The organism is Gilliamella sp. B3482 (assembly GCF_026536805.1).
GTDB lineage: Bacteria > Pseudomonadota > Gammaproteobacteria > Enterobacterales > Orbaceae > Gilliamella > Gilliamella apicola_E.
Genome location: NZ_JAFNNL010000006.1, coordinates 16826 through 38754 on the forward strand (window position 1 = coordinate 16826; position 21929 = coordinate 38754).

A 21929-nucleotide genomic window follows, 5' to 3' on the forward strand; every position below is an offset into this window, starting at 1 on the left:
TTAAAGAATCAAATACCTGACTATATAATACTTATTTATTCATTACGTTAGTTGAGGAATTTTGAATAATCCCACAATTTTAATCTATGCAAAAAATTTTCTTTACTTATTTAATAAGTATACTTACAATAAGTTTACTTATTAAATAGAGGAAAAATAATGAACACAATTTCAATCTCTTTCGTATTACCAACAAAGGCAAAACCATCTAAAATTTGGCAATACTATACCGATCTTAATTTAAGAAAATTATGGGAAACTGATCTTGAAGACTTTCGTATCTTTGGTGACTTGAAAACAGGCACTAAAGGTATTTTTAAATTACAAAATATACCAGAAATGGAAGTGACTTTATCAAAAATCATTGATGAGCAAGAATTTACTGAACAATTTGATATGCCTGAAATAGGTTTATTATTTTTCTCCCATCAAATTGTTGAAATTTCAGAAAATCAATATGCTTTGAAATCAGAGATTTCATTAAAACCAGATACAAAAATGGACACTAAAGCATCCTATGATTTTATAAAACAGATTTCTGATGATATTATTGATAAAACTTACAAATTAAATGGCTTAGTTGAAGGATAAATTATGGCAAAGGGCGATAAGTTTTTGACACAATTTCAAAATGATTCTCAATCCATTGGTTTTATTTTTATGAAAACTTATTCGTCCTGGCATACAAATATCAAAAGTTGTTTGAAAAAACAGTCTATCACTCATCCTCAATTTATCGTACTTGCAACACTTGCTTATTTATCACAATACAACGATGAAATAACACAAGTCACTCTATCCAATCGAACAAATATCGATGTGATGACAATCTCACAAATTTTAGAGAATTTAGAGAAAAAATATTATATTGAGCGCCACTGTTCAAGCAAAGATAGTCGAGCAAAATCCATTCAACTAACACAAAAAGGGTTTGATAAAGCAAATGAAACTGTACCTTTAGTTGAACAAATTGATAAAGAGTTTTTTTCAACATTAAAGGATGATAAAAAACTATTTATGTCAATGTTATTAACACTATTAGAAAGTCAAGGTGAATAAAGTAATTATCCTTTATCATATTTATTCAAGTTTAAAACATCAAATGGCTTTAATTCATCTAAAAATCAATTTGTTAAGTAGTAATAAATGAGTTCTATTTAACAAAAATTTCATAATAAAATGATTTGTTGGGTTAAATTTATTCCAATCTTAAAAATATCACTTTTGCCATTTGCAATAAGTTTTACGCGATGAACATTAAGCCATATTATTTTATTTAACTTGATTATTAGTTACTTTTTTATAAAAAAGTCTATACGTAATGCATGACTAGCCATTACGTATAGAACAAAGAAATAAACTTATAATTCTAAATTACCATTTATGTTCTATTCCAATATTTCCTTTATAGCCTTGATGCTTGGTACTTCCAAAATCATGTTCATAACGAGCATCACCATAAAGAAAATTATCTTTGCCTAATTCCGTTTTTATACCAACCCCCAATTCTCCCCAAGTAGTTGCATAATTTTCACGTAAACTATCTTTACCTATTGTGACATGAGTTGGCTTAATAAAGTCATGCCAAACATTACCAATTGCATAAATCGACATAATTTGTCGATCTGCTGCTTGATTATTATGGTCTACTCGTACACCTATTCTACCACGCAATTGATCCTGATTATTCTGATCGACTTGACGATATTTATCTTTAAAACTATCCAAATTAAGATATTGATAAACAAGTTGAGCTTGAGGTTCGATTAGCCATTGGCTTGAATCAAGGCTATTTTGACTAAAGTTGAAGGCATGTCCGGCTTCTGCTGAAACAGCTACACCAAAACCATTTTGATGGATAGAACGGGCTTCTTTTCGTGCATCATATTTATTGCGGATTGAAGAGAACTGTCCAACTAAATCTAAATAACTGTTATTAGCAGAAAAATAGGTATTAGTTAACCCAAGGCTAAATGCTTCCGAAGTACCTTTTCCGGTTTTTTTGTTATGAGAAATTAAACCATTAACCGCTCGATATTTATCGGAAAAATCAGTATTAGCTTTAGTATATGAAAGATAAGCACCTGTATAATTGTGGCTTCCATCTTCGAATAAATTGTTCACCAGATCATGGCCAAGTTGTAATCCATAAACGTCAGTTTCTAAATTCAACCGTTTTTTTCCGTCTGATTTAAGATGTTTGCCTAATATTCTTCCCCAAGTTTCACTTAAATGTTCATCGCAAGTACTACAATTAGCTAAGTTAAAGTTAGCATATTCGCCTCTACGTTCATGCAAAGTACCAATACTTAATAATCCTTGTTCTTGGTTTACTCGTGGCATTGATACATAACCAGAAACGGCATTTGAATAGATCACCTTTTTAGGTGGTTTTACTGGGTCAACAGGTTTGACGGGTTTGTCTGGGTCAACGGGTTTGACTGGGCCAACCGGTTCATCTGGATTACTTGCCTTCATAGTCCAATAGTATTCATCACCATTAGTTGTTTGACGTTTTGCCAATTGAACTTCTGTTGCACCTGTCGTTTGAGCCTCACCAGTAAAATTGCTTTCTGAGCTTGAAGTTCCGACATTAATAACAGGAATACTATTCAATATTGCAGCAACTTGCTTTATGTTACCATCAATGAAATTTTCAGTTCCATTTGCATTAACAGGAATAACTTTAGTGACACCACTTGCAGCTCCAGTAATTTTTAGTAAGTCTGATTGTGAAGTATTATTATTCCATAACGTATTCATCTTAACTATTGCATTATTTGATGCCGAGTAATTACCTTGAATAGTTAAACTATCATTATATTTTCCATGGGAATAATTATCTAAACTGATAATACCACCATCACTAATAACATTACCTTGTAAAATAAACTCATTTGCGCCCGCATCATCAAATGCAGCATTAAGTAATGCACCATTTGATAAAGTTAAATTATCAAATAAAGCAGTTTTACTGGTATCATTTGCTTTCAAATTCCAAGTAAAACCATTATTTAAGTTTAAGTTGAGTGTAGGAGTTTTATTGGTATCTAAAACTTCACCCTCTTCAGTTTTAACCAAACCTTTATAAACCAGCCCAGTCATACTTCCCTTGTCAGAAGCATTAAAGTTAACTGATGACGCTTGATAATCATCATGACTTTGTTCTGTTCCAGTTTGATCATAGGTATTTGAAAAGAACTGATAACCAGATGCGGTATAATTTCCACTCACGTTAAGAATATAACCCGCATCATTTGCTGTTAGATCAGTTTTATCACCGGTAAAAGATAATACAGTATCGACTTGACCTTGATCGACAAAAATTAAATCTTTGCGACCAACAGAACCACTGATAACCGGGTCAGCACTTGTACCATTCGTAGTAAATATTGCATTTTTAAAGCTTGCACTTACACCATGTGATGCAGCCTGTTCAAATACACCACTTGAATTAGCATCATCATGAGTCCCGATTTCAAGTGCATAACCATTTGTTTTGATGATTGTTGAACTATCGTCATAATCTGCTTTTAATAAAGAATTGCGAACCATCTTAATACCAGAACCATTTAAAGCATTTGTTGTATCAATATTAAGTTCACCATGAGATTCTAAAATACCAGCACCTTCACCTGTATTACGCGTCTTTCCTAATTTGACACCCACACTGTCCCAGTTCAATGATGAACTATCGCTACCTTTATTCAACACTATGCTATTTTTAGCACCTTTTAAAATCACTATTGGTGTTAATTGACCATCAGCACCAGTATCATTCGCTCCACCATGATTGGTTGCATTACCCGATACATAAATACCGATGGCACGATTACCAGTCAAAGTCATATCCAAATCATCATTAACAATAACTCGCCCTGCAGAACCTTGACCATTATTGTCATATGCTCCTTGAATAGCACGAATACCATTATTTAATATTGGAGAGGTTTTACCACCTGACGTTGTTTGGTTGATCGTCAGTTTATCAACTGTAACTGTGCTATATTTACCATTATAGGCGTTTCTCTCACCGGCATTTGCAGCTGAACCCGTTAATATCCCATAAGCAGCCACACCACCACTAGAGTTACGACCACGTGTATAGTTATCAGTTATATTTAATACAACATCTTTAGCAGTAATATCGACATTGTGATAAGTCGCAAGCCCCATCACATTACCATCATTCTTTATAGTAAAATTTAAATTGCCCGCTTTAATTGAGCCACCAGAAACACCATAAGTATATTGGTTACCTAATCCAGTATAATCGGCACTGACATTTGCAGTAAGGGTCGTATCACCAACATTAAGTTGTTCATGTAATTTACTCCTAGTTAAAATATAAAAACTGGCATTGCCACTTTGCGTTGCAGTAGCAGCATTAATGTTATTACAACTAGGATCATTTTGGCCTACTAAATAAGATCCATCAGAATTTGCTATACAATCCAATGCTAACGAAGAAGTTGAAGCTGATAAAATTGAAACAGTTATCACTACTTTACTAACACGTCGTGCCAATTCAGAACAAACTATGCTAGTACCAGTTAGAAAATTAAATTTTGTTTGGTATATTTGATTCATAATTCTATCCTTATAGACTCTAACATTGAACTTTTTTTACAACGGTGTTTGTTTTTGATTTGTGGTAACCATAAAAGCAGAGATTATTTTTTAGAACTTTTTTACAAATAGATTTCAATAAGAAAGATTCATTCCGTCCAAATGGGCAAAAGAAAGATAAAAGCCATAACTGTTTACTTTCATCTCTCTTATTACATTGAACAAAATTCACATAACTTTTCGTTTTGTTTAGATATTCCCGTTCCTCATCTTTATTTAAATATGCCCAATTGAGAAAACCGAGTGGTCGATTATTTTTAATGAGTAAAATAAAATTCCTAGACTGAATAGTAGGCAGTAAAGTTTCCAATGCTGAACTTATGGCAACATTTCTATAATTGGAATTCCTGTTCCATAACCAAACCATGGCGCCTAATACTTCGGCTTCATTCCATGAAGTATCATGATAAATGCTGGGTGCAATGACTCTAATGGAGTCCTGATTAAGACAATTCATTCCGTTATACCTTTAGTATTTTTAATTAAAAATAATATTGAAAATAAAACTTATCTTTCTTAAAACTTAGGAATATAAAAACAGCTTTGCTTAATCTTTAAACAGGTAATGAAATAGACAAATAATTAACAAATTGATTAAATTAGGGAGATATAGACCATGTATAGTCATATAGCTTGAATAAATTAATCAAAAAAAACTTTATAATGTATAGAATTGGAACAAAAAACAGCGCTAAATAATGTATAACTTACATCATCCTTAACTAATTTCGTCACTTTATGTGATTGGACTTATCGGATAGATAAAAAATGAGAGGTCTGTGAAAAACCCCTCATAAATTTAAACATAAATATTAATAATTTACTAGCTATTTTTTTCTTGCGCGGATTGAATAGCAGTTAATGCAATAGTATAAACAATATCATCAACTAACGCACCACGAGACAAATCATTAACAGGCTTACGCATACCTTGTAACATAGGTCCAATTGAAACAAGATCAGCTGAACGTTGTACAGCTTTGTAAGTTGTATTACCAGTATTTAAATCAGGGAATATAAACACCGTCGCTTTACCTGCAACTTTAGAATTTGGCGCTTTTGATTTCGCAACATCAGGCATAACCGCAGCATCATATTGTAAAGGGCCATCAATCATTAAATCTGGACGTTTTTCTTGAGCAATACGTGTTGCTTCTTTCACTTTTTCAACATCAGCACCTTGACCAGAACTACCGGTTGAGTAAGAGATCATCGCCACACGTGGTTCAATACCAAAAGCAATAGCAGTATCAGCAGATTGAATAGCGATTTCAGCAAGTTCTTGCGCATTTGGATCTGGATTAATAGCGCAATCCCCATAGATATAAACTTGATCAGGCATTAACATAAAGAACACCGATGAAACAAGCGAACTACCTGGAGCAGTTTTGATTAATTGTAGCGGAGGGCGAATAGTATTGGCCGTAGTATGAACAGCACCAGAGACTAAACCATCAACCTCATTTGCTTCAAGCATCATTGTACCAAGCACAACATTATCAGCTAATTGCTCACGCGCAATAACTTCAGTCATACCTTTGTTTTTACGTAATTCGACTAAACGAGGTACGTATTTATCACGAATGCGTTCTGGGTCAACAATTTCAACACCAGCACCTAAAGTAACACCTTGCGACGCTGCCACTTTACGGACTTCATCAGGATTACCAATTAACACACACTTAGCAATATGACGCTCTGCACAAATTGCAGCTGCTTTAATTGTTCTCGGCTCATCCCCTTCTGGTAACACCACCACTTTTTTCGCATTACGTGCAAGCTCAGTTAATTGATAACGGAATGCTGGAGGAGATAATCGACGAGCAGAACTAACCACTTCATTCAATGATTTAATCCAACTTGGATCAATGTGATCGGCAACAAAATTCTGAGTATTATCCATACGTTCTTTATCATCGACCGGGATTTCTAAATTGAATTGTTGTAAATTGATTGAAGTTTGGAATGTATTGGTTTTAACAGTAAATACTGGTAATCCTGTATCAAAAGCAGGTTGACACAATTTATAGATTTTTTCATCAATATCATAGCCACCAGTCAATAATACACCACCAATAGCAACACCATTCATTGCAGCTAAACAGATTGTTACTAAAACATCAGCACGATCAGCTGAAGTTACTAATAACGCGTTCGGTTGAAGGTGATTAATGATATTTGGAACGCTACGAGAACAGAAAGAAACATGTTTAATTCGACGATTTTTAATACCGCCTTCATTAATGATTTTAGCTTGTAAATGATTAGCAATGTCATATGTACGACAAGAACTTAAATCGATGTTCCAAGGAATACAGCCAAGTACAGGTAATGGGCTATGCTCGCTTAAATCATTAATTGTAATTTTCTTACCATCAAATTTAGGTGTATGATAAATTTCAACAACATCTGGACGAGCGAGATTTTGTTCTTCTACTGGTGCATTGACTTTGTTAACAATCACACCAATAATCTTATCATTTTTGATGCCACCAAAATTAGAACGAGCAATCTCAATGCGTTCTTTTAACTGCTCTGGATCATCTTTACCCATATTAACCACAAAAATAATCTCAGCGCCTAAAGTCTTCGCGATGTTATTATTTAGCTCATTAGCAAATGGATAATCAATAGTTGGTACAATACCTTCAACTAAAACAACATCAGCACCTTTAGTATTTTCTGCATATAGTGCAACGATTTCTTCCATCAAAACATCTTGTTGATTCAAACCTAATAAGTTTTCAACATAACTCATTTTTAAAGGTTTCAAAGTTGGAATCGATGTATTATGACTAACTAAAGTCGTTGTATTATCAGGCGCATCACCACCTGCTCTTGGTTGGGCAACTGGTTTAAATACATTTAAGTTAATACCTTGACGTTCCATTGCTCGAATAACACCAAGACTTACACCCGTTAATCCAACATTGGTACCAGTTGGAATCAGCATAATGGTACGAGACATAATAAGTTTCCTCTTAATTCTTTATTAAATCCAAAAACAAACCGCCTTAACGGCGGTTTTAAAGTGCTTAAGCTGTTAAGCGTGCTGCATCTTGTGCGATGACAAGTTCTTCATTGGTAGGAATAACCATTGCAATAGCAGAACCATCTTTAGTGATCACACCACCGTTACCAAAACGTGCAGCTGAATTGCGTTCTTGATCTATCTCAAAACCAAGTATACTTAATTTTTCCAGAGTTTTACGACGAATACATTCAGCATTTTCACCAATACCACCAGTAAACACAATTGCATCTAAACGTCCGTCTAACAACATCGCATAGCCACCAATGTATTTGACTAAACGGTGAACAAATACTTCTAAAGCATTTTTAGCATTTTCATCTTTATCTGCATTATCCGTTACATAACGGCAATCGCTACTTACGCCAGTTAAACCTAATAAGCCTGATTTTTTATTTAATAAATTATTAACATCAGCAACTGACATATTTAAATTGTCATGTAAAAAGAACATAATAGCAGGATCGATATCACCACTTCGTGTACCCATCACTAAACCTTCAAGTGGTGTTAGCCCCATAGAAGTTTCAATACTTTTACCGTTTTTCACAGCAGTGATTGAAGCACCATTACCTAAGTGGCATGTAATCACATTCGTTTGATCAACTGGTTTATTTAATAATTTTGCTGCTTCTCGACTAACATAATAATGACTAGTACCATGAGCACCATAACGGCGAACACCGTACTTAGTATATAATTCATTAGGAATTGCATATAAATACGCTTCTTTAGGCATAGTAGTATGGAAAGCTGTATCAAATACTGCAACATTTTTATTTTTTAAATGAGGAAATGCAACAAAAGCTTCACGAATACCAATTAAATGAGCTGGATTATGTAAAGGCGCAAAAGCAGAAGCTTCTTCAATACCTTTTAAAACGGAATCATCAATCACAACGGATTGGGTATACTTCTCACCACCATGAACAATACGGTGCCCAATTGATTTTATGCTATCTAATAATTCTGGTTTTTGTGGAAAAATGTTATTAACGATGAATTTAATTGCTTCGCTATGTGCTGCACCAGCGCCTAAAGAAGCTTCTTGCTTTTCACCATCTAATTTCCATTTGATACGAGCATCAGGAAGGTGAAAACATTCAGCTAAACCAGATAAAAACTCATCACCATTTTCAGGGTTAATAATAGCAAATTTTAAAGATGAACTTCCACAATTCAGAACGAGAGCGTTATTACTTGATGACATAGTAATTCCTATAAATTGAATAAAAGATTTTTACCAATCAATATTGGCAACTCTACACATTAATCAATGTGTTATATAAGGCGACTTCTGATATCTTGAAATTTGAGATAAAATAAAGAGAGCCCCCAATTTGAATGGCACTATTTTAAGACAATAAAATGTGAATGTCGAGGAATCCAAACCAGATGAACTTAGTTAAAATTTTTAAGGCAGGTCAAATATATATGGATATTTGCCCAAAAGATAAAGCCCTATCCTATTCATTTCCTGAATTAAAAATTATTAACTACATCAAAGTTGCAAAAAAAATTTTACCGCCGATCATCATCGGCTTAATTCTTTGGCAATATTATTTACCCGCGCAATTAGCGGTAACAGCAATCACAATTCTATTTGCCTTAAGTTTACCTATTCAAGGGATCTTATGGTTAGGATATCGTTCTCAATCGCCATTACCGCTCAACTTAATTGACAGCTACAACCGAATCAAATTGCAATTAATTGAAAAAAAGATATTAAGTCCGAATAAAAATCCAAATGAAAAATTGACTTTTGAATCGTTAATGAAACTAATAAACTTATCTAAAATTCATTTAGGGAATTATTTTGGGCAAAATGACGATAACCAACCATAAAGATATATTCATGCAAAATTTTTTGGAAAAATTGAAAAATCAAATAAACGAGCTTGAACAGCAGTTGAACTTATCCGAACAACAAAGCTATCAAGAGCATTATTTTGATGAGCATCTGTTTAACACCAGTAAAATTGAAACCGACAATCAATTCTATTTAGATAAAGTAAAGCAAACCTATCTAGCACTTTGTGATGCAGTACTTTCAGAAAAACGCACACAAATCGAATTTTTATCAGAAAGACTTATAAACCAAATTACCGCCCTAACACGTGAGCTTGCCACAGTACATTTACGTAAACAAACTACTGGCCATATTATTACAGAAACATTAGCTGAAAAACATTCAAGACATTTAGATTATTTACGACGATTACAAGAGATGAAATATGAGCTCGAACTCTCATTAGAGTCAATAGAACACAGCAAAATCGCTGCCCTTGATAATCGAATATACCGCTGCGAACAAGCTATTAAAAGGATTGAATTAGACATGGAAAATAGTTTCATTGAATAATAGTATCATAAATTACTGAATATTTGATGATAAACGATTACCTAGTTTAAAATAATGTCTTAACCAAACACGCCTAAATATAGCGTACATGTAAATTCACATTTCAATACTATAGTAAGATCCTAGCACTAAAAAGCATACTAACTAGTCAAAATAAAGGCCCTTATATCAAAAATGCATATGAATATAATTAATAATTAGTATCATCTTTTCAGTTCAACCTATAATATAGTCATCAACATTAATTACTTGCTACCATCTTTGAATCTAAGAATAAACTAATAAGGACTTTTTCCATGAGTAAGATATTTGATGATAACTCACAAACCATCGGCCATACTCCCCTAGTTCGATTAAAACATTTTGGGAATGGTAATATATTAGCTAAAGTCGAATCTCGTAATCCAAGTTTCAGCGTCAAATGTCGTATTGCATCAAATATGATTTGGGATGCCGAAAAACGTGGTTTACTTAATCCTGACGTTGAACTTATAGAGCCAACTAGTGGTAATACTGGTATTGCATTAGCCGCTGTTGCCGCTGCTCGTGGTTATAAATTAACCTTAACCATGCCAGAAAGCATGAGTATCGAACGCCGCAAACTTTTAAAAGCGTTAGGTGCAAACCTGGTATTAACTGAGGCAGCCAAAGGAATGAAAGGCGCTATTGAAAAAGCGGAAGAAATCGTTGCTAGTAATCCAAAACACAATATTATGCTCCAACAATTTAGCAATCCCGCCAATCCAGAAATTCATGAAAAAACCACAGGACCTGAAATCTGGCTTGATACAGATGGAAAAATCGACATTTTCGTTGCTGGTGTGGGAACAGGTGGAACCTTTACTGGCGTAACAAAATACATCAAAAAAGTTCAAGGTAAAAACATTACTGCTGTCGCAGTTGAGCCAAGTACCTCACCTGTAATTACGCAAGCACTTGCTGGCGAACCAATCAAACCTGGCCCACATAAAATACAAGGTATCGGAGCTGGATTTATTCCTGGTAACTTAGATTTAAGTTTGATTGATTTGGTCGAAAAAGTATCTAACGAAGAAGCCATCGAAACAGCTCGCATTATAATGGAAAAAGAAGGGATTTTAGCAGGAATTTCATCAGGTGCAGCAGTATTTGCAGCTGATCGTTTGGCTCGATTACCAGAAAATGCGAATAAAACCATCGTGGTTATATTACCTTCTTCAGGTGAACGTTACCTTAGTACAGATTTATTTAGTGGTATTTTCACTGAAAAAGAGCTTGGTTAATTATCCTATATACGCAAAACACCGCCATTTGGCGGTGTTTGATTAAAAATCGGATAATTCAAATTAGAATAAATTAATCCTCTTGAACAATACCAAAATGTCGATAAGCATGAGGTGTTGCAATTCGTCCTCTTGGTGTCCTTTGGATATAACCTTGCTGAATCAAAAATGGCTCCAACACATCTTCAATCGTTTCACGTTCCTCACCAATTGCTGCAGCAATATTATCTAATCCTACTGGACCACCCATGAATTTTTCGATGATGGCAAGAAGTAACTTACGATCCATATAGTCAAAGCCTTCATTATCCACATCTAACATATCTAAAGCTTGAGTCGCAATACGCTCATCAATAACACCTTTGGATTTAACATCCGCATAATCTCTCACACGTCGCAATAAACGATTAGCAATACGAGGCGTTCCGCGTGATCGTTTAGCTATTAAAAATGCACCCTCTTTGGAAAGATCTAAACCTAAAAACTTAGCACTACGACTAACGATATACTCCAAATCCTCTACGCGGTAAAACTCAAGGCGTTGCACAATCCCAAAACGATCACGTAATGGCGATGTTAACGAACCCGCTCGAGTAGTGGCGCCAATAAGCGTAAAGGGCGGAAGATCGATTTTAATTGAACGCGCTGCAGGACCTTCACCAATCATAATATCGAGCTGATAATCTTCCATAGCAGGATATAATATTTCTTCAACGACAGGAGATAATCGATGGATTTCATCAATAAACAGCACATCATTAGGCTCGAGATTGGTTAACATTGCAGCAAGATCACCTGCTTTTTCCAACACTGGGCCAGAGGTAGTACGCAAATTAACATTCATTTCATTAGCAACAATATTAGCTAAAGTGGTTTTACCAAGACCTGGAGGACCAAAAATTAAAACATGATCAAGCGCATCACTACGTTGCTTGGCAGCCTGAATAAAGATTTTCATCTGCTCTCGCACTTGAGGTTGACCAATATACTCATCCAAATATTTAGGACGAATAGCCCGATCTAACGACTCTTCTTCTTTTTGAGCCTGTGGCGCAATTAAACGATCCGCTTCAATCATCATCGTTCCCTATTTTCTTTATAATGCTGACTTTAATGCTTCACGTATTAGCATTTCACAATCCATGTCTGGCTTAATGACTTTACTAATAATACGACTTGCTTCTTGTGGTTTATAACCCAAAGCGATAAGTGCCGAAACGGCTTCACCTTCAATCTGACTTGAGGATTTTTTAAGAATTCCAGTCTCAACAGTTACGTTTACATTAGCTAACTCGTCACCAAACCGTTTAACTCGATCCTTCATTTCGACAATCAATCGTTCAGCCGTTTTAGTGCCCACGCCTGGTAATTTAACTAACGTCTTGATTTCACCTTGCTCAACTGCACTAATAAATTGCCCTGCTGACATTCCTGATAAAATTGCTAACGCTAATTTGGGACCAACACCATTCACTTTAATCAACTCACGAAACAATTCACGCTCTTGTTCATGATTAAAGCCATAAAGCACTTGAGCATCTTCCCGAACGGCAAAATGAGTTAACACAATCACTTCTTTACCATTATCAGGTAATTCATAAAAACAGGTCATTGGCATAAACACTTCATAGCCAACACCACCAACTTCAATTAACACTTTGGGTGGTTGCTTTTCAATAATGATTCCACGTAAACGACCTATCACAATATATCCTTAATAAATAATGTCAATTAAACAACGTTGATCAACCAGTATTAAACGAAAACTCTCGTTCAACATCAGCCTAATTATTATGATCAAAATTGAATGTGAATTAAAAAAACAATTGTGAGTTAGTTTACCTGATAGGAGAAAATTAATAAAGACAAACTGTATAAATAAACAGTCAGTAGACAAAAATATTGCCGACAAAAGTCAGCAATATCAGAAAAATAGATTTAAAGATTCAAATTAGAATGGCATTTTAAAACCAGGTGGTAATTGCATTCCACCAGTAACTTGAGCCATACGCTCTTTTTGAGCTTCTTCCAAACGGCGAGTAGCATCATTATAGGCTGCAGCGATAAGATCTTCTAACATCTCCTTATCATCTTCGGTTAATAAAGACGGATCGATATCAACGCGTTTACAACTATGTGCACCATTTACAGTAACTTTAACGATACCCGCGCCAGACTCTCCAGTAACCTCTAATTTAGCAATCTCTTCCTGAGCTTGCTGCATTTTTGCTTGCATTTGTTGGGCTTGTTTCATCAAATTGCCCAAACCACCTTTTCCACCTGGAAACATAATTATTCCTCATTAAAAACATTTAGTCTGTAATTATACAGGACGAATACTCGATTCATCAATCTTGGCATCAAAATATTGACAAATCGTCTCAACTTTAGGATCTTGATGTATCGTTTGTTTAGCTTGTTCAAGCTTCTGCTGATATAAATCTTCACGTAATTCTAATGGCGTTTTTATATCCTTACTATCATCAATCACAACCTCTACATTAAGTGTTTTTTGACGATAAGCTGACATCGCAGTTCGTAGCTTAATACAATTTGCCGACGACTTAGTTAAATGCTCAACAGCCGAACGCGTATGCAAAATTACACTATTATCATCGACTATTTCAGGATACGAATTAACTGCAATCTGTTTAATTAACGGTGCAATCTCCAATTTTTCAATTTCCGCACTCCAAGCATCTTTTTCGACCATCTCTTCAATCAATTTTTTTGTCATCTCTGGGGTTTTATCAACCTTAAGTGACTCCCTAACTGACTTCGCATCTATCACCGGCTCATTCTTAGACTCAAACAGTCCAGTCGATTGCCATTGATAATTTTCTGCTGTAATTTCCTCTTCGTCGTCCTCTACAACCTCATCCACCACTGCACTATTAACTTCAGTCTTAGTAGCCTGTTTAACACGGCTCGAGTTAACTAAATCGCTTGATGGTTGATTGGCACCAACCGGTTCAGACTTTTTTGAACTTTGTTCCTCCATTAACTGCATTCGCATCTCTAAAATATTTTTAGTGATAGACGAAGCATCATCTGGAAGCGATATAGAATGGGCTGGCATCGAATTATTAGCTTGATGCACAGGAGAAACATTATTATCAGCTAATGATGATTGTGAATGTGCCGTTGATTGAACTGATGACTTAGCTGCATCCTTCTTTACTGGAATCGGTGGCACAGAAGCTGATGTTGCTGATTCAACTTTTGGCGGATTAGACTTTGGGACAGGTGCGTGTCCTACAGCTGAAGGATTAGTGGTTGAAACCGGTTGAGAAATCGAATCAACATCTTTTGGCATAAAGGCTAACGCGCGTAAAAAGCTCATCTCCACGCCCATTTTCTTATCAGGTACAAGCGTGAGTTCTTTTCGACCCATCAATAAAATTTGATAAAACAATTGCACATCATTTGGCGAAATGTATTGAGCTAAAAAACGCAATTGCTCCTCACTATCTGCATAATCACCTAAGGCTGTAGGTACTACTTGTAATAAAGCAATTTGATGCAACAAAGAAATGCTTTCAGCTAATAAATTATCCCAATCAGCTCCTTGCATTGCCGCCAATTCAATTTGTTGCATTAACGTATTACCATCGCCTTGGTAAAGTGCATTAACTAACGCAAAAGGAATAGCCTTATCTAATGTTCCAAGCATTGATGCAACTGATACGGCATCGACTTTACCATTACCTAGCGCAATAGCCTGATCGGTTAAACTTAACGCATCTCGCATACTTCCATTGGCTGCTTTGGCTAATAAATGAATAGCTTTTGGCTCACTTTCAATATGCTCTAATTGTAAAATGTGATTTAACTGATCACCAATTAAAGATGTATTAAGCACATTTAAATGCAAATGCAAACAGCGAGACAAAATAGTAATAGGTAATTTTTGAGGATCGGTTGTCGCTAACAAAAATTTAACATGCTCTGGTGGTTCTTCCAAAGTTTTTAATAATGCATTAAAACTGTTGCGAGACAACATATGCACTTCATCGATCAAGTAAACTTTAAAACGCCCTTTAGTTGGCAAGTATTGGATATTATCCAGAATTTCACGCGTATCTTCGACTTTAGTTCGTGAGGCAGCATCAATTTCTAACAAATCAACAAAACGACCTTGCTCAATCTCACGACAATTATCACAAACACCACAAGGTGTTGCAGTGATACCACTTTCACAATTCAAGCCTTTAGCTAACAAACGAGCAATCGACGTCTTTCCTACACCTCGTGTACCAGAAAACAGATAAGCATGATGCACCCGACCAAGAGAGAGGGCATTAGATAAAATTTTCAACACATGTTGTTGCCCTACTACCTCAGAAAACGACTTTGGTCGCCACTTACGTGCTAAAACTTGATAACTCATAATCACCATTACTTATTACGATTAAATTTTGCTAATCATATCATAAAGAGCCAAATTAGTCTTTAATATGCCACTTTTCGAATTAATAATAGACCTTAATTAATTTATAAACAAATTAGATTATAAAAATGCAATTTTAAGTAAAACATATAATAATTAGCGTTATATTACAGGATTTTTTTGCTCAAAAACCCCGTTCCTCAACTTTTTTTTCAACGAATAAATTGATTTAAATTTTAACTTACAGCGTTATATATTTTTAATTACAAAGTCATTAATCTCATCCAAAAACAGATTGCCGTATTTCTCCAATTTAATTTTACCAACACCTGACACATTAATAAGTTGTGTCTTACTTTCAGGCATCGTTTGCACCATTTCAAGTAAGGTTGCATCACTAAATACAATATAAGGAGCGATATCTTCCATATCGGCAATCTCTTTACGTAATCGTCTAAGATTATTAAATAAAATTCGCTCTTCATAAGATAGAATAGTCGTTAAATTAATTGATCGAGCATAACGATTTAAACGACTCTTCTTAACAATTTCTAATCGTGGTTTTGCTAACTTTAATTGCACCTCACCTTTCAATATTGCCCGTGCGTTTTCAGTCAATTGCAAAGTATTAAAATTGGAAATATTTTGCCGCAAATAACCTAAAAAAATTAACTGCCTTATTACACTAAGCCAATAATCAACGTTATGCTCTTTACCAATTCCATAAACTGAAAGCTTATCATGTCGATTATCTTTAATTTGTGAACGCCCCGAACCACGTAAAATATCCACTATGTATTGGGCACCATAGCGCTGTTCAACCCGATAAACACAAGACAAAACTTTTTGCGCATCAATCAACGCATCATATTGCTTAGGTGGATAAAGGCAAATATCACAGTTATTGCAAGGCTCAGTTCTATGTTCACCAAAATAATTTAACAGTACAATACGACGACACGTCATACATTGCGCAAATGACTCCATCGCCTGAATCTTATGAAGCTCCACTTGCTTCTGATCGTTATCATACTTTTCAATGATTTGCTGCTTATACCAACTTAAATCATTACTTTTAAACAATAGCATCGCTTCTGCAGGAACACCATCGCGCCCAGCACGACCTGTTTCTTGATAATAAGCCTCAATTGAACGCGGACAATCTGCATGAACAACAAACCGAACATTTGGCTTATTAATCCCCATTCCAAAAGCAACTGTTGCCACAATAATTTGTGTATTATCCTTTAAAAAACTCTCCTGAGCGCTTTGCCGTTCGCTTGTAGACAATCCAGCATGATAAGCGATAGCCGAAAACCCTCTTGCCACAAGCCTTGTTGTCATGTCCTCAACTTTAGAACGGCTAGAACAATAAATAATCCCGCTATTCCCTTTTTGCGTTTCAATAAACGACACAACTTGTTCAGTAAGATTAAACTTTTCTACCACGGTATAGCGAATATTCGGCCTATCAAAACTACGAACCACAAACAACGGATCAACTAAATTGAGCTGATTAAGAATATCCCTCTGTGTCATCTCATCAGCAGTGGCTGTTAGCGCGATAATTGGTACATCAGGAAAACGTTTTGATAACTGGTTTAATTGGCGATAATCAGGTCTAAAGTCATGTCCCCATTGTGAAATACAATGCGCCTCATCGATCGCAATTAAAGAAGGAGGATGCTGATCCAGTAACGCGCCAAAAGATGATACTGTCAAGCGCTCGGGGGAAATATACAACAATTTAACTGAATGGTTTAGATACTGGTTGATAACATTTTGTTGTTCGATACCTGATTGAGTTGCATTTAAAAATGCAGCAGGAATACCATTCACCAACAATTGATCAACCTGATCTTTCATTAATGAAATAAGTGGCGAAATAACTATAGCTGTGCCTGGTAATACGACAGCTGGAATTTGATAACAAAGCGACTTACCGCCACCGGTAGGGATAACGGCCAAAACATCACGCCCGTCAATCACTGATTCAATAATGTCTTTTTGTTGATTCCTAAACGACTTATAGCCAAAAATATTATGTAGAACATCTTCAATCTGATCTTTAAACGACATAACAACCTGAACCAGTAATAACTTAACGACGCTGTGGAGTATAGCTAATTTAGCATCAACAAACCACCGAGAACATGCATTTACCTATAAACAATATAAAAAACAGAATCCATATCGAATTGTTATATGAATTAGTGAGAATAAAAAGTACAAAAATGTGACAAATATCTGAATTTTTAATATTGGTTTTGCCTATTTTATCACCAATCCAGTTCAAAAGATTAAAAAAACAGCTATTTTTAATTATTTTACTTGAAACAAAACTATTTGCCCGCTAATATTTGCGTGTTTTCTAAATATACGCCCGTAGCTCAGTTGGTTAGAGCATCACCTTGACATGGTGGGGGTCAGTGGTTCGAGTCCACCCGGGCGTACCATCCTAAAGCCTTATGCTAAAAGGCTTCATAAAGGTTCTGTTTCACATCATTTTTTTTGCTGGGGTAAAACTGGGGTAAAACTCATACCATTTTTATCAAATTTTTGCGATCCACTTTCTCATAATTTCACATCATAGCTTCACTCTTTAGAAGATTAATTTATTATGAATAAAATACAAAACGACTTTAGGCGCCTTGATTCTTAGTAAAACAATAAAAAGCCCAAATTTAGTTCAGGCTCATTTTTATTTTAATTAAATATGCTTCTCAATTTATTTCATTGTTTTTGGCAATTACTATTATCCACATGAATGATTAAAGGCTCTCCATTATCAAAAGAATATACGTAAGATGCTCCATTTGGGAATATAAATTTTATACGTTGCAGTACTTTATTGTCAGACTTATCAATATTACAGTATTTATCTACCGCAAATACGGTTAAAAAAGCTTCTAATGTTTCATCATTAGAGTCTTTTATTGAAGTATTTTTTATGGTTAATTTAAAGAACAATTCATTATTATTCTTATAAACATCTTGCAATACTGTGTATTCATCTAAATCTTTAGGAGTCTGTTTTTTAAAGCCTTCTATAATTTTATCCTGCAATATATACAATTTATCTTGAAATTTTTTTCTATCAACTTTATGACTAAAAGGGTTTACTGTGTTAAATTCACAAAAAGGCAGAGTATCCTTACCGGTAGTGTTTAAGAAATTGATTTCTAATTTATTGTAAAAGTAATCTGGCATGTCATAGACAAGTTTTAGTCTGGTGTCTTCTATATTTTTTACTTTTAGTTTTTCGATATATCCATCCTCAACTAATAATTCACCTAAGTATATAATCCCATCCTCTACTTTATATTGCTTAAAAATTTCGCCATCATATAATGCTTTTTGGGAATTATCATTACAAATATAAGTTTTATAACTAACTTTTCCATCATCATGAAATGTAACAATTTGTGCTCGTTGACCAATTTGATACATATTCCACTTTCCAATAATTTTTTGTTTAATTTCTTGATTTGATAAACTCTGTTTATCATTAGCAAAAACAAAAAACGGAATAATTAAAAGAATTAACAGTATTTTTTTCATATCTATTTCCCTTAGAATAATTAATCCAAATATTAACAAAAATAATGAGGAAAAATACCCAAAAAATTTAATTTTTGAGTACTTTTGTTCATTTTCAATTTATTGCAATCGATATCTCTCAATAAAGTATTTACGGAGAATAAAGTTAGATGCATAAAGCTTCATGCTGTCGATATAGAATTGATTGAGTAAGCAAGTCCCAGACTTATATATCGCAAAGTCTAAAATTGTCATTAATGCAGTTAAGTCCAATTAAAACAACAGGCCAAATTAACTAAAGCCAAATATCAGCATACTAAATTTACCACATAACACCCTTACAGTACCTCTCCGTTTTTATAGGAGTAATTAACTCAAAGTTATTTCTGCGCATACATTGTTCAAAATGATACTTATTAAAAAATTCGAAGAAAAGAGTATCGGGACCTATTCCTTGATAATGATAAAATGTGTTATTTTGGGGTATAAAACGAGCACATGCTTTATGAAGTATATCTGCATTAAGCGGTTTATTTTCGATATTTTCGCCTAAGAGCCGGAGAAAAATTTGGTCCGTTGTTCCTATCAAATTTTTAGGTCTTGATCTAAAACGGTTTTCAAGATAATTGTGCTGAATCGCAATTGCATTAGGTAAATTTTCCTGAGATATATGCCCACTTGAACACAACTCGGTAAAGATATTAACCATAATTACTCTTGTATTTTCTGTTTCTTGATTACATTTTTCAAGATCACTTTTTGAAGCTTTTGATTTATTCTTTACAACTGATCGCCAATATTCTTTATCATAATCTGGAAATTCACTATCAGTATAGCCAAACAAACAGAAATCCCCTCTACTTGAACAGGAGTTCACGCTAATAACCATCAGCGTTAAAATAAAAATTCTTATTAATTTAGCCATTAATTATTTCCTAAATAATTCATGTAAAATAGATTTTATATTAATATTCTGATTTAGGACAATACGTTAACAGCAAAGGTTTAAGTTTTTAGATAAATATTATCTATATATCAACAATCTTTTATCGGAGAAAGATTAATAAAAGAGATGCAGAAGATGTTCAAAAAAAACCGCTCCTCAACTTTTTTAATTGAATAAATTACAAGATTAATAAGGAGAGTTAAAGTAAAAAGGCGTTATAAAAAGTTTAAGGGAATTCGACTCAGCAGGAATTAATTTAAAATATTAATTAGTTAATTTATAACAACATCCTTCATGATACAAAGTATGTCTTATATCAAATACAAAATCACTAGATAATATAGTAAATTTTGCTATATCTGGTTAACCAATTGCTGTTATTTTTAAATAAATTGTTGCTAATTAGTTGAATCAAATATATATTTATAACTCAGCAATATTGTAAATTATGTTAATAAAAAGTTAATAATGAAAACATTTGTAATAAATCTGGACAGCGCGGTTGATAAACGAAATAGAATTTCTAATTTATGTGAGAAATTGAAAATGGATTTTGAGATTTTCACAGCTATTGACGGGAGTAAACTAGATGAAAGTTTTATACGTGGCAACGTTCACGATTATCAAAATTGTTTTTTGACAAAAGGAGAAATTGGGTGTGCGCTCAGTCATATTGGCGTATATAGGGAAATTATAAGCCGAGATTTACCGTACGCGCTAATTATCGAGGACGATGCTGTCCTCGATAATAGAACTTTAGATTTTATGAGGGATTTCGAAAAAAAAACAAAAAACGGGATTTTTTTGCTAACTGGCGATTTCGAATACGCAAAAAATAAAAAAATTAAACTCGGCAATTTTAAGGTTTTTCCCGTTACCAAAGCTGTTCGAACTACTGGTTATATTATCACGCTAAAAACAGCAAAAAAAATGGTTGACTTTTTGTTTCCAATTAGATATGAGGCGGATATGTTTGAAATTTTCAGAACGTGCGGAAATGTAAAAATATACGCCACTCTGCCGCATCTAATTGAAACCAACGATCGTGATAAACATGACTCCTCGATAGAAGCAGAGCGCAAATTGGTTGTTGCGGATCGAGAAAATTACCGACAAAAATTATACAGCCTAGAAAAGCGACCTAAAATCAACTTTGTTTTTTCAATACTGCAAAAACTATCAAAAAAACCTAAATATAGAAATTATCTAGATTACTGACTGCTTATCAGTCAGTGTAGGGAAATCAATATCAACACTATTAACGTCAACACGCGTAAATAGTATTCAGTATTTTCCATAATTCTAATGGTTAATCTCATCGCTCTCAAACATTTTAAGTTTGATTATATTCTGTAAAGTTGAAATTTTTTATTAATAATATTAATCAGTTTTTGTTTTTCCAAATTATTTTTAGTAATAATTCACTCAGCTGTTAAAACTAATTTTGAGATCATAATGTATAAATGCAAGCTTTCATAATGAGGCAATTTATTGGGTTTCGTTTTTTATGTTGAGGCTTCGATTGCTTTAATTGTTAGCATGATTTACGGTATTAAAATATACCGTAGAACGGTTTGCGTTGTCAAACGTAAAAGAGAGTGTAGCGGAGTAATATAAATACGACAAATCCAGTTTTATAAAGGCTTTTAGCGTATAAAGGCGTCATAATGAGTTTAAGGGAATTTGACCCCAGCAGGAATCGAACCTGCAACTAGCCCTTAGGAGGGGCTCGTTATATCCATTTAACTATGAGGTCATCTCGGGCGGTT

Annotated in this window: 17 protein-coding genes and 2 tRNA genes; 7 read left to right on the forward strand and 12 right to left on the reverse strand. The window is 34.2% G+C overall.

Translation table 11 applies throughout. From position 1 onward, the window contains the following. Window positions 1-159: 159 nt before the first annotated feature. Both J3U18_RS09775 and J3U18_RS09780 read left to right on the forward strand, forming a co-directional pair. Window positions 160-591, forward strand: coding sequence for a hypothetical protein (locus J3U18_RS09775; RefSeq protein WP_065563054.1), 432 nt, complete (start codon window positions 160-162; stop codon window positions 589-591). Between the two features lie 3 nt (window positions 592-594). Continuing rightward, on the forward strand, window positions 595-1059 hold the full coding sequence (locus tag J3U18_RS09780; RefSeq protein WP_267353867.1) for a MarR family winged helix-turn-helix transcriptional regulator: 465 nt from the start codon (window positions 595-597) through the stop codon (window positions 1057-1059). A 315-nt stretch (window positions 1060-1374) separates the two neighbouring features. Here the strand turns inward: J3U18_RS09780 and J3U18_RS09785 are convergent, their stop codons facing one another. The 4 genes from J3U18_RS09785 to J3U18_RS09795 all read right to left on the reverse strand — a co-directional run bounded on the left by J3U18_RS09785 (window position 1375) and on the right by J3U18_RS09795 (window position 8870). Next, window positions 1375-4590, reverse strand: coding sequence for an autotransporter outer membrane beta-barrel domain-containing protein (locus J3U18_RS09785; RefSeq protein ID WP_267353868.1), 3216 nt, complete (start codon window positions 4588-4590; stop codon window positions 1375-1377). 19 nt (window positions 4591-4609) lie between these two features. After that, window positions 4610-5086, reverse strand: a complete 477-nt coding sequence (locus tag J3U18_RS11945; RefSeq protein ID WP_416380407.1) for a toxin-activating lysine-acyltransferase — start codon at window positions 5084-5086, stop codon at window positions 4610-4612. A gap of 366 nt (window positions 5087-5452) precedes the next feature. Continuing rightward, window positions 5453-7597, reverse strand: coding sequence for a phosphate acetyltransferase (pta, locus tag J3U18_RS09790; protein ID WP_267353870.1), 2145 nt, complete (start codon window positions 7595-7597; stop codon window positions 5453-5455). A gap of 67 nt (window positions 7598-7664) precedes the next feature. Next, window positions 7665-8870 (reverse strand): acetate kinase, encoded by a 1206-nt coding sequence (locus J3U18_RS09795; RefSeq protein ID WP_267353872.1) that lies wholly within the window; start codon window positions 8868-8870, stop codon window positions 7665-7667. Window positions 8871-9055: 185 nt separating this feature from the next. Between J3U18_RS09795 and yfbV the strand changes: the two genes are divergently transcribed. From yfbV to cysK, 3 genes are all read left to right on the forward strand, one after another. Beyond that, entirely contained in the window at window positions 9056-9505 is a 450-nt protein-coding gene (yfbV, locus tag J3U18_RS09800) for a terminus macrodomain insulation protein YfbV (RefSeq protein ID WP_065734032.1), read from the forward strand. 10 nt (window positions 9506-9515) lie between these two features. Further along, window positions 9516-10022: a primosomal replication protein PriC gene (gene priC / locus J3U18_RS09805; RefSeq protein ID WP_267353874.1), complete on the forward strand. Its 507-nt coding sequence runs from the start codon at window positions 9516-9518 to the stop codon at window positions 10020-10022. A gap of 296 nt (window positions 10023-10318) precedes the next feature. Next, window positions 10319-11284, forward strand: a complete 966-nt coding sequence (cysK, locus tag J3U18_RS09810; protein ID WP_267353876.1) for a cysteine synthase A — start codon at window positions 10319-10321, stop codon at window positions 11282-11284. A gap of 73 nt (window positions 11285-11357) precedes the next feature. Here the strand turns inward: cysK and ruvB are convergent, their stop codons facing one another. The 5 genes from ruvB to recQ form a co-directional block, all read right to left on the reverse strand. Beyond that, a complete protein-coding gene (ruvB, locus tag J3U18_RS09815) occupies window positions 11358-12362 on the reverse strand; it encodes a Holliday junction branch migration DNA helicase RuvB (protein ID WP_416380412.1) in 1005 nt (334 codons plus the stop codon). An 18-nt stretch (window positions 12363-12380) separates the two neighbouring features. After that, a complete protein-coding gene (ruvA, locus tag J3U18_RS09820) occupies window positions 12381-12989 on the reverse strand; it encodes a Holliday junction branch migration protein RuvA (protein ID WP_267353880.1) in 609 nt (202 codons plus the stop codon). Window positions 12990-13235: 246 nt separating this feature from the next. After that, the gene (locus J3U18_RS09825; protein WP_065563043.1) at window positions 13236-13574 is read right to left on the reverse strand and encodes a YbaB/EbfC family nucleoid-associated protein; all 339 of its coding nucleotides are present in this window, start codon (window positions 13572-13574) and stop codon (window positions 13236-13238) included. Between the two features lie 33 nt (window positions 13575-13607). Continuing rightward, entirely contained in the window at window positions 13608-15674 is a 2067-nt protein-coding gene (gene dnaX / locus J3U18_RS09830) for a DNA polymerase III subunit gamma/tau (RefSeq protein ID WP_267353882.1), read from the reverse strand. Window positions 15675-15923: 249 nt separating this feature from the next. Then, the gene (gene recQ / locus J3U18_RS09835; RefSeq protein WP_267353883.1) at window positions 15924-17753 is read right to left on the reverse strand and encodes a DNA helicase RecQ; all 1830 of its coding nucleotides are present in this window, start codon (window positions 17751-17753) and stop codon (window positions 15924-15926) included. Window positions 17754-18053: 300 nt separating this feature from the next. On the opposite strand from recQ, the gene J3U18_RS09840 reads away from it, so the two are divergent. Next, window positions 18054-18130, forward strand: a tRNA-Val gene (locus J3U18_RS09840). A 277-nt stretch (window positions 18131-18407) separates the two neighbouring features. On the opposite strand, the gene J3U18_RS09845 is transcribed toward J3U18_RS09840, so the two are convergent. Both J3U18_RS09845 and J3U18_RS09850 read right to left on the reverse strand, forming a co-directional pair. Beyond that, window positions 18408-19235 (reverse strand): hypothetical protein, encoded by an 828-nt coding sequence (locus J3U18_RS09845; protein WP_267353884.1) that lies wholly within the window; start codon window positions 19233-19235, stop codon window positions 18408-18410. A 301-nt stretch (window positions 19236-19536) separates the two neighbouring features. Then, window positions 19537-20139: a hypothetical protein gene (locus J3U18_RS09850; protein WP_267353886.1), complete on the reverse strand. Its 603-nt coding sequence runs from the start codon at window positions 20137-20139 to the stop codon at window positions 19537-19539. A 489-nt stretch (window positions 20140-20628) separates the two neighbouring features. Here J3U18_RS09850 and J3U18_RS09855 point away from each other — a divergent pair, with 489 nt between their 5' ends. After that, window positions 20629-21378 (forward strand): glycosyltransferase family 25 protein, encoded by a 750-nt coding sequence (locus tag J3U18_RS09855; RefSeq protein WP_267353888.1) that lies wholly within the window; start codon window positions 20629-20631, stop codon window positions 21376-21378. A gap of 466 nt (window positions 21379-21844) precedes the next feature. Here the strand turns inward: J3U18_RS09855 and J3U18_RS09860 are convergent. After that, a tRNA-Arg gene (locus J3U18_RS09860) sits at window positions 21845-21916 on the reverse strand. Window positions 21917-21929 lie beyond the last annotated feature (13 nt).